The sequence below is a fragment of the Ensifer adhaerens genome (assembly GCF_002940685.1).
GTDB lineage: Bacteria > Pseudomonadota > Alphaproteobacteria > Rhizobiales > Rhizobiaceae > Ensifer > Ensifer adhaerens_E.
This window is the reverse complement of record NZ_PNFP01000003.1, coordinates 59,145-71,931: the sequence shown is the minus strand read 5'-3', so window position 1 is coordinate 71,931 and position 12,787 is coordinate 59,145. Positions and strand designations below refer to the sequence as shown.

Genomic DNA, 12,787 nt, shown 5'->3' with positions numbered 1-12,787 from the left:
CAAGCCTACCCACAGGAGAAACCATGCAAAGGTTCATCAACAATCCCGACGAAGTGGTCGAGGACACCGTCAAGGGCTTCGTCAAGGCGCATTCCGATATCGTCCGGCTGGCTGACAATCCTCGCGTCGTCGTCGCCAGGGGCGCACCGGTCGCCGGCAAGGTCGGCGTCGTCACCGGCGGCGGCTCGGGCCACGAGCCGGCCTTCATCGGCTATACCGGCCGCAACATGCTGGATGCCGTCGCCGTCGGCGAGCTTTTCTCGTCTCCGACCGCCAAGAGCTTTCATGACGCCATTCGCGAAGCCGATGGCGGCAAGGGCGTTGTCTGCCTCTACGGCAACTATGCCGGCGACAACATGAACGTGAAGATGGCGACGAAGCTGGCCGCAAAGGACGGCATCGAGGTGCTGACCGTGGTTGCCAACGACGACGTCTGCTCGGCGCCGCCGGAAGAACGGGAAAAGCGCCGCGGCGTGGCCGGCGAGATCTTCATGTGGAAGATCGGCGGTGCCAAGGCCGCGCAAGGCGCCAGCCTCGAGGACGTGCGCGCAACAGCGCAGAAGGCGATCGACAATTGCCGCTCGATCGGCGTCGGTCTCGGCCCCTGCACGCTTCCTGCGGTCGGCCATCCGAACTTCCAGATCGAGCCGGGCACCATGGAAGTCGGCATCGGCCACCATGGCGAACCAGGCGTACGCGTCGAAGCGCTGAAGACCGCCGACGCAGTCGCCAGGGACATGTGCCAGATCGTGCTCGACGATCACAACCTGGCGTCCGGAACCGAGGTCGCGGTCCTGGTCTCCGGCCTCGGCGCCACGCCGCTCAACGAACTCTATATCCTGAACGACACCATCGAGAGGGAAATCACCGCTCGCGGTCTCAGCATCTACCGCACCTATATCGGCAACTATTTCACCTCGCTGGAGATGGTTGGCGCGACGCTGACCGTGCTGGCACTCGACGACGAACTCAAGGCGCTCCTCGACGTCGAGGTCCGCTGCACCACCATTCTGTGACGAAGGAAGGCATCATGCAGACGTTTAAGAACGCCAATGCCGGCGCGATCGTGCTGTCGCTCGCAGAACGCATCATCGAGAACCGCGCCTATCTCAGCGAGATCGACGGCAAGATCGGCGACGGCGATCATGGCGTCAACATGGCCAAGGGCTTCGGCATGGCGGCGGATCGGCTGAAGGACAGGGAGGCCACTCTGTCCGAGGCGCTGGACACGCTCGGTACCGTGCTGATGACCGAGATCGGCGGCTCCATGGGGCCGCTCTACGGGGTGATGTTCACCGAGTTCGCGGAAAAGCTCGACGGTGTCGCCGCCATCGACGCGGCAGCCTATAGCCGCATGCTGCACGCCGGGCTCGAGGGCATTCAGTCGATCGGTTCGGCCAAGGTCGGCGACAAGACGCTGATCGACACGCTCGTTCCGGCGATCGAGGCCTTCGATGGGGCTATCTCGTCGGGCAATAGCTTCTCTGCCGCGCTCGACGCCCTGATTGCGGCTGCCGAAGCCGGCCGCGATTCGACCCGCGACCTCGTCGCCAAGATCGGCCGAGCGAGCCGGCTCGGCGAACGGTCCCTTGGCGTACTCGATGCGGGTGCAACGTCCTGCGCGATCATCCTCAAGGAGCTTTCACTTGGCGCCCGCTCGCGCCTTGCCTGACGCCTATAGGCCGCGACGAAAGGCTCGTTGCGGCCGGCAGCCTTCTCCCAGGGGCCAGCGCGATCCCGACGAATTGCTTGGGATCGTGCGTCGCTCGACACGGTTATGAGGTTGCAAAAGCACGACGTTGCTTCCATCCTCGCGAACCAAAACCGGGGAAGAAAAAGACCAGATGACAACCAGGGCATCCTCATCGCGAAAAGGCGGCGCCAACCGCGGCGCTGCGATCGATACGTCGGACGCAATCCCGCTGCGCTATGGCGATGATCCCTATGTCTGGGCCTGCTGGCTCTACTACGAAGATGGCATGACCCAGGGCGAGATCGCCGATGCGATGGGTGTGTCGCGCGCGACGGTCAACAGCTACCTCGCGGAAGCCCGCGAGAAGGGTATCGTGCAGATCTCGCTGGAACCGGCTCGCCTGGCCTCGCTGACGATCGCCCAGGAGTTGAAGCGGCATTTCGGCCTGACCGACTGCCTGGTCGTCCCGAGCGACGACAATGCGCGGCCGCTGATCGACCGCCTCGGCGTGGCCGCCGCGCAAGCGCTTCCGAAGCTCCTGAAATCCGGCGACACGCTCGCAGTCGCCTGGGGACGCACGGTGCTTTCCGTCGGGGAACATGCCGACATCGCTTCACTGCAAGACATGACTGTCGTGCAGGCAACCGGCGGCACCACGGCAACCTTCTCCTACACGCCCGAACTCTGCGCGGCCGCGATCGCCCAGTCGGTCTCCGCCCGCTGCGTCAACATCACTGCGCCGGCAATCGTCAAATCGTCGGCCATGCGCGAGATGCTCCTGGACGAGCCGCTGCTGCAGGAACAGTTCGAAACGCTTGCGCGCGCCAATCGCGTTCTGTTCGGCATTTCCTCCCTGCGACCGAATTCGACGATCCATACCAGCGGTTTCTTCGAATCCGTGTCGTTGCAGCACTACCTCGCCGCGGGCGCTGTCGGCGTCGTCGCGGGGCGCTTCATCGACGAGCGTGGGCGTCCGGTTGCAGGTCCCCTCGACGACCGCACCATCGGCATTTCCCTCGACATGCTGCGCCGGATCGAAACGCGCATTCTCGTTGCAGGCGGATTCGACAAGGTACCGGCGCTGCTTGCGGCATTGCGCGGCGGCTACGCCAACGTGCTGATCACCGATGCGGCAACGGGGCACGGCATCCTGCGCGCCGACGGCGTTACAGGTCTCGACGGGCGGCTGTCGCAAAAGCCGAGGGTGACGCAGGCGCCGAGTTCCTACCGCACCCACGTCAAGAAGTTCCTGAACAACCCGAACCAGGTCGTCGAGGAGATGCTTGACGGCGTCGTTCGCGCACATGCCGGCTATCTGCAGCCGATCAACGGCTCCAACCGTGCGCTGGTCGCCCGCAACGGCCCGAGGCCCGGCAAGGTCGGACTGGTGATTGGCGGCGGCACGGGCCACGAGCCCTGCTTCCTTGGCTATGTCGGCAAGGGGCTTGCCGATGCCGTTGCCGTCGGCAACATCTTCTCCTCGCCACCGCCCGACCCGATCGTGCAGTGCGCAGCCGCAGCCTCGGGTGGCGAAGGCGTGCTCTTCGTCTACGGCAATTATGCCGGCGACGTGATGAACTTCGAGATGGCGGCGGAGATCGCCGAAGAGAAGGGCATCAAGGTCCGTACCGTGCTCACAACGGACGACATCGCGTCGTCGCCGGTCGAAGACCGCGAGGGGCGCCGTGGGGTCGCCGGGAACTTCTTCATCTTCAAGATTGCCGGTGCAGCCTGTGATCGCGGCCTGCCGCTCGAAGCCTGCGAAGCGGTGACCCGAAAGGCGAACCTGCGCACCTACACCGTCGGCGTGGCCCTCGAGCCCTGCTCGATGCCGCAGACCCGGCGGCACAATTTCGAGATCGGGCCCGATGACATGGAGATCGGCATGGGCATCCATGGCGAACCGGGGGTCACGCGCGAGCGGATCAAATCCTCGGACGAAATCACCGACAGCATCATGGACAACATCTTCAAGGAGATGAAGGCCGCCTCCGGCGACCGCGTTGCCGTGCTCATCAACTCCTTCGGCGGCACGCCGATGATGGAACTCTACATTCTTTTCAGGCGCGTGGCCCAAAGACTGGAAGCCAAGAATATTCGAATTGAAGCGAACTGGATTGGGCACTATTGCACCTCACTCGACATGGTGGGGGCTTCGATCTCCATTCTGCATCTCGACCAGGAACTGACCGAACTCTTGCACCATCCTTGCGAAACGGCTTTCCTGCGTATCAGTTAAAATGCCGTCACGGGGTCCGTGATACGAACGCGATCCCCGCGACGTTCTGGGAGGATAATGATGTCGGAAAATGCGGTGCGCCGCCTGATCGCTATGTTCGAGGCGATTTCTGCCGCCGTTGAGACCGAGAAGGATCATCTTTCCGAACTGGACGGGGCGATCGGCGACGCCGACCACGGCACGACGATGTCGTTGGGTTTCCTTGCGGTGAAAGCCGAACTCGCAAAGATCGACGTCGACGGGGCGCAGCCCGCCGACGTGATGGCGACAGCGGCTGGCGCTTTCCTCAACGCCGTCGGTGCCTCGACGGGTCCGCTCTATGCGACCGCCTTTCGGCGCGCTGCACAGGCGCTCGCGGGCGCAAACGAGCTGGACCTGGGCACCACGGCGGCTATGATCGATGCCATCGGCTCCGGTATCCGTGAGCGTGGCAAGGGTCAGCGCGGCGACAAGACAATGCTGGATGCCTGGCTGCCCGCAGCCGACGCCGCCGGCGCCGCGCTCACCGACAACAAGGCGAGCACGGAGTTCTGGAGCGAAGTCGTCGCTGCCGCGGAAGCTGGCGCCAACGCGACCCGATCGATGGTGGCGGCCAAGGGCCGGGCGGCCCGCGTGCGCGAGCGTTCGCTCGGCCATGTCGACCCCGGCGCGGCATCGGCCGTCGTCGTCCTTCGCGCGATGGCATCCGTACTCAGCTGAGCCGCTGCCTCGACCGCCCCATGGGGCGGTCGTCGCCACCATCGCTTGTCCGCGGTCAGTAGTCCCAGAAGACCGGCACCCAACGAAAATGGTCGCCGTCGACCGCCACGTGGCCGACGGACGGGAACGGCAGATGTGTGGCCACAAGCGACGCTCCGGTCTCTGCCAGTTCCGTCAGAAGGCGGACCCGAACACGAGCCGCCTCCTCGGGATCGTGTTCGAAACCGTTGTACCAGTCGGGATGGTCGAAGCCGACCGCAAATACGGCGTCGCCGGCAAACATCAGCCGGTCTCCGCCGGACGCCACGCGCACCACGCAGTGACCGGGCGTGTGCCCCCCGGTGCGCTGGACCATTACGCCCGGCGCCACGGCGTACTCGTCTTCGAACAGCCGCAGGTGATTGCCATATTCCTTCGCAAACCGCTTGGCGGCAGACCGGAGCGCGTCCGGAAAACCAGGCGGCATGGAGACGTGTGAGAAGTCGGGCGACTGCCAGAATTCGACTTCGGCCGCCGCGACGTGGATCCGCAAATCCGGCCTCAGCTGGTCCTTCACCCCGTCGACAAGAAGGCCGCCGATGTGATCCATGTGCATGTGGGTCAGCACCACATCGGTTACAGAGCCAAGGTCGATGCCGGCCGCCTCCAGGCGCTTGATCAACTGTCCAGCCCGCGGCAGGTTCAGGTCCGGGTCCAAGCCTAGCCCGGCGTCGATGAGTATCGTCTGGTCGCCGCTACTCACCACGACGACGTTCAGCGCCCAGTCGAAGGCGTCCTGCGGGAGGAACATGTCGGTCAACCATTCCGACCGCAGGGCCGGGTCGGCGTTGTGCCCCAACATCTTGGTTGGCAGCGGCAGCACGCCATCGCTGATTATCAGCACCTCGATCTCGCCGACCTGTACCGCATAGCGCGACGGAACCAGTTCTTCGCGCCTCGCCACGCTGGAACCGGGGGCGTCGCCGCTGCGTATCTTCATCTGCTCCTGATACATTCTCTCCTCCTGTGATCGCCGTCCGGCCGGGTTTCCTGGCCGCTGTGGATCGGTGCGCGTGCCCATGGCACCTACATCGTCGGTGGAGAAGATTGCGCTGTCTCGGTCGGCCCGGCCACCAGACAGAAGCGCCGGTCGGATACTGCGAACGTCGAGGTCGGATCCCCCGCGGGGACAGGTTCCCGATCAAACTTCTCGTAGGACGCCACGTCGCTCGGCTAAGATCAGCTATGCCCCATGCCCGTCGTCGATCTATGCGAGGCAGGGAATATGGCCGGAGGCGATGCCCTCCTCTCCCGACGGCTCCTCGCCGCGCGGCCAACGAAAGAGCCCGGCGATGATCGCGCGATCCCATGGGACCGCCGTGCCGGCCGTCACCGGCCTATTCTCCCGACAGAATTTCCTGAACCTTCGCATAGATGCCTTCGGGCCGCTTTCCCTGTAAATGAAGCATCAAGAGGATGTGCCGACTGTTCGAGGCGACGAGAGCCATCATTCCCTCGGCAGCCGCCGGACGGATACCTGATCTGCGGCGGCATCTGGCAACGGACATCAATACCGTTTGCCGATCGGATTCCCCCGGCGCACCATACGCGCTCGCTCGCTTGCGGGCGCGAATTTGCGTGACGGCGGGAACGGCCGCCTCTGTTTTACTGCTGTCTTCAACAGGGACGAGGAGAAGTGTCTTGTCTAGGAACATCGTGATCATTGGCTCCGGTTTCGCGGGGACGATGGCGGCGCTCGGTGCCTCCCGGCTGCGCCATGAAAAGGGCGTCTCGCCGGACGAATTGGCGATCACCGTGGTGTCGCCTGCGCCGCAATTGGTCATCCGCCCGCGACTTTATGAGCGCAATCCCGAGCAGATGGTCGCGCCTCTCAGCGATTTGTTCGCCGCGACCGACATCAACTATCATCAGGGCAGTGTCGAAACGATCGACAGCGCGGCATCGACGGTCACGGTCGTCGCGGCGGACGGTACGTCGGCGACGCTCCCCTATGACCGGCTGGTTCTGGCGGCGGGCAGCGATGGCTTCACTCCGCCGATCCCCGGTCTCGCCGAGTTCGGCTTCGCCGCAACACAGCTGGCGGAGGCTGTGGCGCTCGACCGCCACCTGCATGCCCTGGCGAGGAAGCCGTCATCCAAGGCGCGCAACACGGTGGTGGTCGGTGGCGCCGGTTTCACCGGGCTGGAGTTTGCCACCGAAATACCAGGACGCCTGCGCGAGATCCTTGGCAAGGATGCAGATATCCGCGTCATCATCGTCGATCGGTCGGAGCATGTCGCGCCGGCGATGGGAAGCGAGCCCCGGCCCTTCATCGAGGAGCGGCTGCGCGCGCTCGGCGTGGAGACCCGATTGAATGTCGGCATCGCGGCACTCGACGAAAACGGTGTGACGCTTGGAAACGGCGAGCGGATCGAAACCTCCACGGTGATCTGGTCCGCCGGCATGCGCGCCTCGCCGCTGACCGAGCAGCTACCTGCCGAGCGGGACAAGCTGGGCCGGGTCATCGTCGAACCCGACCTGCGCGTATCGGGAGGCAGCCGCATCTTTGCAACCGGCGATACGGCCAAGGCGCGGAGCGACGCCTTGGGCAACTATGCCGTCATGTCCTGCCAGCATGCCCGCCGCCTGGGTGCCTTCGCCGGACACAATGCCGCGGCGGACCTGCTCGCAGAAGCGACCCTCCCCTACGATCAGCCGGTCTACGTGACCTGCCTCGACCTTGGCCCCGACAACGCGATTTTCACACGTGGCTGGGACTCCAAGGTCGAGATCACCGGCGCGAAAGCCAAGGAGGTCAAGAAGGAGATCAACGAGGTCTGGATCTATCCCCCGGCCGCCGAGCGCACGGCCGCCTACGAGAATGTGCTCTACGCACGTACCGTCGACTTTTAGCGCGGACGATGTAGGGCAATGCAACATGGCAGCGGGGTGCCTTGCCCCCGCTGCCATTTTGGTTGGAGGAGCAAGATCCTTCCACGCAATCACGCCGATGTCCTGGCAATCCGACGGGCCGTTTGCGCGGCGGCGTATCGGCTCAATGGTCTCCGGTTTTTCTTCAAACCCTCTCGCGGCGCCCGCGAGGTCGCTGTTCAATCGCAGGATCCGTCCTTGACGGGCATTGACCTGATTGCGTCAGGCGCAAACGATCGTGGTCCAATGCAGCCGTTGCAAATCGGAAAATGTCAGCCTCGATCCGCCGCTTGACCTGCTCCGCGCGCCGTCCCGGTGCAGTTACGCCGGATGATTTCGATCACGGTCGCGGTGGTGCGATCGAGATAGCTGCGTCCGTCGGCGAGCCGCGCCGTCGGGCTGATGTAACTCTGGGGACCGACGTGGGTTGCGGGGTCGAGCGCGTGCACCGTAACCTTCCCGGCAGCCAGGGCCCGGTTCCAGCCGCTGCGCCGCCACAAGCGCCAACGCGGGGCGAAGAGCCAGACGCCGACCCGCTCGATCCAGTCGTTCGCGCTGGTGAGCCGGTACAGGTGACGCGCATGCGTAAGGTCGTTGGCACCATTGTGGAAACCACCGAGCGTGATCAGGACGAGTGGAGCGCCCAGCTGATCGAAGAGCTCTCCCACCGCACCGGTAGCCACCTGGGCGCCACCACTGTAGCAGAGCAGGACGACCGGTGTGCCGCTTGAGGGCTGATAGCCCGCAAGCCGGAGCTGATCGGCGATCTGGCCGCCCACCGCCTGGTTATAGAGCGGGCGGTAGCGGCCGTCGGCGGCGACTAGGGTCTGCATGACGTTGTGCAGGAACAGCGTGATGCCGGCATGCCGCCGCAACCAGTCCCACACCGGGCGCCCGACGAGCGGGGCCGCGAGCGGCGAATAGGGTTGGACCTGGCCCAGCACACGCAACTCCGGTGCGCCGGCAATGACGGCCTTGACGAGCTGGCCACCGTCGCGCGTATCGGTGAACCGGCGCTTGCCGATCCCGTCGAGGTAGACCACATAGGCGTCCGGCGGTCGCCCTGGATCGGCCCCCCTGGCGTAGGGCACCTCCGGCCGCAGTGGGGCCGCCGATGCGCGTCGGCCAATGGTGTAGGCCATCAGCTCGTGGCGGGCGAGCAACCCTTCGACGAGCAGGAGCGGTCCGAGCGCAAGGAGGGCGACCAGCAGGAGAGGCTCGCTCACACGATCGCCTCCCGCTTTCGCGCGCCGGCGATGATCCTCGCGATCAGCCGCCGGACCACCTCGACGGTAGCGGCAAGCCCGATGCCCGCGACGGCGATGCACCCGGCCGCGGTCCACCAGCCCAGTCCCGACGCCGCGGCAAGCGAGCCGGCCAACCCAGCCCCGACACCCGCCACGAGCAGGAGGTGCAGGAACGGCCCGAGCAGCGGGAACGCGAGGACGGCGGCCAGGAGCAGCGGGGCCACCGACGCGGGTGTCCAGGCCAGCCCGACCGCGCCGGGCAGCGGCGCCGCGTTCGGCGCGACAAGAGGTTGCAACAGGTCGGCGACGGCCCACGCGCCAACGGGCCACAGCGCCATCACCGTAGCCTCGACGACCGTTCCGGTCATCATCAGCCCGGCCACGAGCCGCGGGGACACGTTGGGCCTGCTTGCCACGAGGGGCAGTACGCGCCCGGCACTCTCGGACAGCCCGCAGAGGACCAGGAGGGCGGCGACGGTTATCGACATGGTTCAGCACTCCCCCATGCGCGATCGATCAAGACGCTTTGGCGCGCTTCGCCGAGGTATCGTTCGATCTCGTCGGCGGCACGCCGCGCGCCGCCGGCCTGCTCCTGTGCGGCGCGCTGTGCGGCCGCCGCCTCGCGGAAGCGCGGCTCGTCCAACAGACGCCGGGCGAGCGCCTGCACGGTCTCGGCGCTGGCATCGTCCGTGCGGAGCGCGAGACCTGCACCGAGTTCGACGACCCGCCGGGCCACGAGCGGTTGGTCTGCACCCTGTGGCACCACGAGCGTTGGCACCCCGGCGCGCATCGCCTCGTTGACGCTGTTCATGCCGCCATGCGTCACGAAAAGTGCCGCCCGGTCCAGCACCTGCAGTTGGGGTACGGATCGGCGGGCCAGCACGTTGGGCGGGAGCGGACCCAGGTCTGCCGGCTCCTCCTGCCCTGTCGAGACGACAACGGTGCCACCCAGCGGCGCCAGTGCGATCGCGAAGGTCCGCAACAGGGCCGGTCCTGCATCAAACACCGTGCCGAGCGATGCGTATAGCACCGGATCCTCCAGCCGGACGGCGTCGAACCCCGGATCGGACGGCCGGGAACCGACGCTCGCCCCGACGAACCGGTATGATGGGTCGAATTCCTCGGCTCCGGGCTGAAATGCGCTGGAGGTGAAGACGAGATTGAGTGGCTCGCACGCGTTCATCAGGTCGATCAGAGGCAACCCGCCGGTGTCGTAGCTTCGGCGCAGCGCCCAGCGCGCGCGGGCGTAGCCCCAGCCGAGGCGAGGACGGGCAGTCGCGGCGGCCACCAGCGCGCGGGAGAGGCCGGTGGGGCTCGGCACCTGCCTGTTGAACGCGAACGTCGTGAACGTGGCCGCCGCCGGCACATCGAGTTCACGCGCCGCCACCGCGCCCCATGGGCAGGCGGCTCCGTGAACGATCAGGTCGGGCCCGACGCGGCGAAGATCCGAGAGCAAGCCGGGCAAAAGGCCGAGGGTGGTACGTGCGAGTTCTTCAAGCAATGTGAGAGGGATCGGTGGATCCGGCAGGGGCATGTCCTCACCGGAGTAGAGGTAAACCTTCGCACCGGCCGCCTCGATCTTCCCCGCGAATGCGGGGAAGGTGTGGTAGGTGACCGTGTGGCCGCGCCGCACGAGTTCTGCCACGATCGGCAGCGTCGGATTGACGTAGCCGTGCATGCCGATATTGAGGAACGAGACGATGCTCATCGCTGGCCTCCGCAACTGGCGATCGGGACAGTTACGCGTGGTACGTCTTCCATCTGTATGCACTCCCCGTTCAGGGATCATGACGAGGCGGGCGATCCGCCTTCATCCCTGGAGCGATCGCTCTGCTGGTTCTGATCGAGAATGCTCCGATCCAGCGTGCGGGGCCATCAAACGGTGGGGTCGGTTCGGCAATGCCAAAGCATAGGGCGAGTGCTCGACCTGGAGGATCGGCCCTCGACATCCAGGATCAATTGGCAATCCAGAGGCTGAGAATATGCTGAGCACGGCAGCACACGTCGCAACCGCCGAGTGCCGAACGGTCGTACGCTCGCCGAGTTCGAACGAAATCTGATCCGGGAGCCGCACCGACGCGTTCGGCCGCAGGGACGTCGATCGTCTCCCCGTATTGCTCGCAATAGACCTCCATACAGTTTCGCTCGCGATCTCAATCCTTAACATCGTGGCGCTTGTGTCCTGTGCACGGCGATGCAGACGGGGTCCTCGCGATGTCATCACATGAAGTCAGACTATCTTCCCGGCCCGACGGGCGACCCGTGTTGGAGATATCGGAGTACTGCAGGCGAACCGGCGTCGGAGAGGCAGAGGAGCGACGCTTGATCACGTTGCTCGGCCGCTATGCCACCTGGCACGAACTGCAGATGAACGTCTGCCCGCCTTTGCGAATCCGCTAGCACAGCAAAGCAAGTCTGTCGCATGCCCCTGATCGGGTGAAATCCGGGTTTGCGGCGAGACATCTCCTCCTTTGCAGGCGCATCACAGGCTTGGCTTGCGGGCGGCTTTGCGCCCACTTCGATAAGCTTCAGATGGTTACACCTCCAGGATTGCGCCGGCCCCCGATTGGGCGGTCGCAACATGCCTCGCGATTATTCTAGCTTGCTTCAGCCCGGATCGTTGCTGCTCCGGTCAGCGATGCGCGATGTTCCTCGGCATCCTCAGATCGGCCCGTGAGAGTGGGCCGCGTGGCTTGCTGTCACAATCGTGCCCAGCGCCCTCACAGCCTCCCCTATCGGTCGGCGCATTTGCCCTAAACCATCGCATCGCCTGACGCACACCTCGGTTCGATAGTCTGGCAGGCGATTCCGCCGCATTGTGAACTGCATGCTCAGCGCGACCTGCGGAGAAAGGCACGGTTGATGCATGCCGCAACGTCGGGCAGCGCTGAAGCCGCCCGCGTGAACGCCAATCAACGAAACGATGAAGGGCATCCTCCCGGGCGCACCGCGACGACTTGCTGGGCGCCCTGGCTGCGGCGGTCTGCCAGAGGCAGAACTCCGCCGGCAGCCGTAGAACATGATCATCCCCTCTCAAAGGAGCCACGACTATGACCATCGTAACCACCAAGGACGGTACGGAAATCTACTACAAGGACTGGGGTTCCAAAAATGCCCAACCGATCGTCTTTCACCATGGATGGCCCCTGAGCGGTGACGATTGGGATACGCAGATGCTCTATTTTCTCGACAAGGGCTACCGTGTGATCGCCCACGACCGGCGCGGCCATGGCCGTTCGGCGCAGGTGAGCGAGGGCCACGATATGGATCACTACGCAGCCGATGTCGCCGCCGTGATCGAGCATCTCGACCTGCGAAATACGGTCCATGTCGGCCATTCCACCGGCGGCGGCGAAGCCGCCCGCTATGTTGCGCGGTACGGGCAGCCGCAGGGCCGTGCAGCCAAGCTCGTGCTGATCGGCGCCGTACCTCCGATCATGGTCAAGACACCGGCCAATCCCGGCGGACTGCCGATCGAAGTTTTCGACGGCTTGCGCAAGGCGCTTGCCGGCAATCGGGCGCAATTCTATCTCGATTTCGCAAGCGGCCCCTTCTACGGTTTCAATCGCCCGGACACAAAGCCGATCTCAGCCGTCGTTCACAACTGGTGGCGGCAGGGCATGATAGGCAGCGCCAAGGCACAGTATGACGGCATCAAAGCCTTCTCAGAGACCGACTTCACCGAAGACCTGAAGGCGATCAGCGTGCCGACGCTCGTGATGCACGGCGACGACGATCAGATCGTTCCGATCGCCGATTCTGCACTCCTCGCTGCAAAGATTCTCACGAACGCAACACTCAAGATCTACGAGAAACTTCCGCATGGCATGTGCACCACGCATGCCGAAACGCTCAATCCTGACCTGCTTGCCTTCATCAGGTCCTAGGCTCACGCCGTTCCCCGAGCCCGATCGCCGGTCGTGCCCCTCGCCCGGCGATCATCCTCAAATGAAATGGGCCATGAGGAGGGAGAAGCTGGTCGCAAGCGTCGCGAAAGGG

11 protein-coding genes are annotated in these 12,787 nt (G+C 64.9%); 6 read left to right on the top strand and 5 right to left on the bottom strand.

Annotated elements, in window-relative coordinates; translation table 11 throughout:
- The first annotated feature begins 23 nt into the window (after nt 1–23).
- The 4 genes from C1A35_RS06420 (at nt 24) to dhaL (C1A35_RS06405) (ending at nt 4,631) form a co-directional block, all read left to right on the top strand.
- Nucleotides 24–1,016 carry a dihydroxyacetone kinase subunit DhaK gene (locus C1A35_RS06420; protein WP_104663521.1) on the top strand — a complete coding sequence of 331 codons (993 nt, stop codon included), beginning with the start codon at nt 24–26 and terminating at the stop codon, nt 1,014–1,016.
- A gap of 14 nt (nt 1,017–1,030) precedes the next feature.
- Nucleotides 1,031–1,672 (top strand): dihydroxyacetone kinase subunit DhaL, encoded by a 642-nt coding sequence (dhaL, locus tag C1A35_RS06415; protein WP_104663918.1) that lies wholly within the window; start codon nt 1,031–1,033, stop codon nt 1,670–1,672.
- A 172-nt stretch (nt 1,673–1,844) separates the two neighbouring features.
- Nucleotides 1,845–3,932 carry a bifunctional sugar-binding transcriptional regulator/dihydroxyacetone kinase subunit DhaK gene (locus tag C1A35_RS06410; protein ID WP_104663520.1) on the top strand — a complete coding sequence of 696 codons (2,088 nt, stop codon included), beginning with the start codon at nt 1,845–1,847 and terminating at the stop codon, nt 3,930–3,932.
- A 60-nt stretch (nt 3,933–3,992) separates the two neighbouring features.
- Nucleotides 3,993–4,631, top strand: a complete 639-nt coding sequence (gene dhaL / locus C1A35_RS06405; protein ID WP_104663519.1) for a dihydroxyacetone kinase subunit DhaL — start codon at nt 3,993–3,995, stop codon at nt 4,629–4,631.
- A 55-nt stretch (nt 4,632–4,686) separates the two neighbouring features.
- On the opposite strand, the gene C1A35_RS06400 is transcribed toward dhaL (C1A35_RS06405), so the two are convergent.
- A complete protein-coding gene (locus C1A35_RS06400; protein WP_104663917.1) occupies nt 4,687–5,610 on the bottom strand; it encodes an MBL fold metallo-hydrolase in 924 nt (307 codons plus the stop codon).
- Nucleotides 5,611–6,007: 397 nt separating this feature from the next.
- Nucleotides 6,008–6,334 carry a hypothetical protein gene (locus C1A35_RS35805; RefSeq protein ID WP_158664995.1) on the bottom strand — a complete coding sequence of 109 codons (327 nt, stop codon included), beginning with the start codon at nt 6,332–6,334 and terminating at the stop codon, nt 6,008–6,010.
- A 22-nt stretch (nt 6,335–6,356) separates the two neighbouring features.
- Between C1A35_RS35805 and C1A35_RS06395 the strand changes: the two genes are divergently transcribed.
- Nucleotides 6,357–7,523, top strand: coding sequence for an FAD-dependent oxidoreductase (locus C1A35_RS06395; RefSeq protein ID WP_234804155.1), 1,167 nt, complete (start codon nt 6,357–6,359; stop codon nt 7,521–7,523).
- 290 nt (nt 7,524–7,813) lie between these two features.
- Here C1A35_RS06395 and C1A35_RS06390 read toward each other — a convergent pair whose 3' ends face one another.
- From C1A35_RS06390 to C1A35_RS06380, 3 genes are read right to left on the bottom strand one after another with little or no spacing between them, the layout of a single operon-like run.
- Complete coding sequence (locus tag C1A35_RS06390; RefSeq protein ID WP_104663518.1) at nt 7,814–8,767, bottom strand: hypothetical protein; 954 nt, start codon at nt 8,765–8,767, stop codon at nt 7,814–7,816.
- The gene (locus C1A35_RS06385; RefSeq protein ID WP_077966557.1) at nt 8,764–9,276 is read right to left on the bottom strand and encodes a hypothetical protein; all 513 of its coding nucleotides are present in this window, start codon (nt 9,274–9,276) and stop codon (nt 8,764–8,766) included. The genes C1A35_RS06390 and C1A35_RS06385 overlap by 4 nt, the downstream gene beginning before the upstream one ends.
- Nucleotides 9,267–10,496 carry a macrolide family glycosyltransferase gene (locus tag C1A35_RS06380; protein ID WP_104663517.1) on the bottom strand — a complete coding sequence of 410 codons (1,230 nt, stop codon included), beginning with the start codon at nt 10,494–10,496 and terminating at the stop codon, nt 9,267–9,269. Before C1A35_RS06380 ends, C1A35_RS06385 begins: the two co-directional genes overlap by 10 nt.
- A 1,342-nt stretch (nt 10,497–11,838) precedes the next feature.
- On the opposite strand from C1A35_RS06380, the gene C1A35_RS06370 reads away from it, so the two are divergent.
- The gene (locus tag C1A35_RS06370) at nt 11,839–12,675 is read left to right on the top strand and encodes an alpha/beta fold hydrolase (protein ID WP_104663515.1); all 837 of its coding nucleotides are present in this window, start codon (nt 11,839–11,841) and stop codon (nt 12,673–12,675) included.
- Nucleotides 12,676–12,787: the final 112 nt, after the last annotated feature.

Excerpts from the sequence above, each read along its gene's own strand:
- C1A35_RS06380 (WP_104663517.1), bottom strand. The coding sequence starts at position 10,496 with ATGAGCATCGTCTCGTTCCTCAATATCGGCATGCACGGCTACGTCAAT.
- C1A35_RS06410 (WP_104663520.1), top strand. The coding sequence starts at position 1,845 with ATGACAACCAGGGCATCCTCATCGCGAAAAGGCGGCGCCAACCGCGGC.
- dhaL (WP_104663918.1), top strand. The coding sequence starts at position 1,031 with ATGCAGACGTTTAAGAACGCCAATGCCGGCGCGATCGTGCTGTCGCTC.
- C1A35_RS06400 (WP_104663917.1), bottom strand. The coding sequence starts at position 5,610 with ATGAAGATACGCAGCGGCGACGCCCCCGGTTCCAGCGTGGCGAGGCGC.
- dhaL (WP_104663519.1), top strand. The coding sequence starts at position 3,993 with ATGTCGGAAAATGCGGTGCGCCGCCTGATCGCTATGTTCGAGGCGATT.
- C1A35_RS06385 (WP_077966557.1), bottom strand. The coding sequence starts at position 9,276 with ATGTCGATAACCGTCGCCGCCCTCCTGGTCCTCTGCGGGCTGTCCGAG.
- C1A35_RS06395 (WP_234804155.1), top strand. The coding sequence starts at position 6,357 with ATGGCGGCGCTCGGTGCCTCCCGGCTGCGCCATGAAAAGGGCGTCTCG.
- C1A35_RS06420 (WP_104663521.1), top strand. The coding sequence starts at position 24 with ATGCAAAGGTTCATCAACAATCCCGACGAAGTGGTCGAGGACACCGTC.
- C1A35_RS06370 (WP_104663515.1), top strand. The coding sequence starts at position 11,839 with ATGACCATCGTAACCACCAAGGACGGTACGGAAATCTACTACAAGGAC.
- C1A35_RS35805 (WP_158664995.1), bottom strand. The coding sequence starts at position 6,334 with ATGATCACGATGTTCCTAGACAAGACACTTCTCCTCGTCCCTGTTGAA.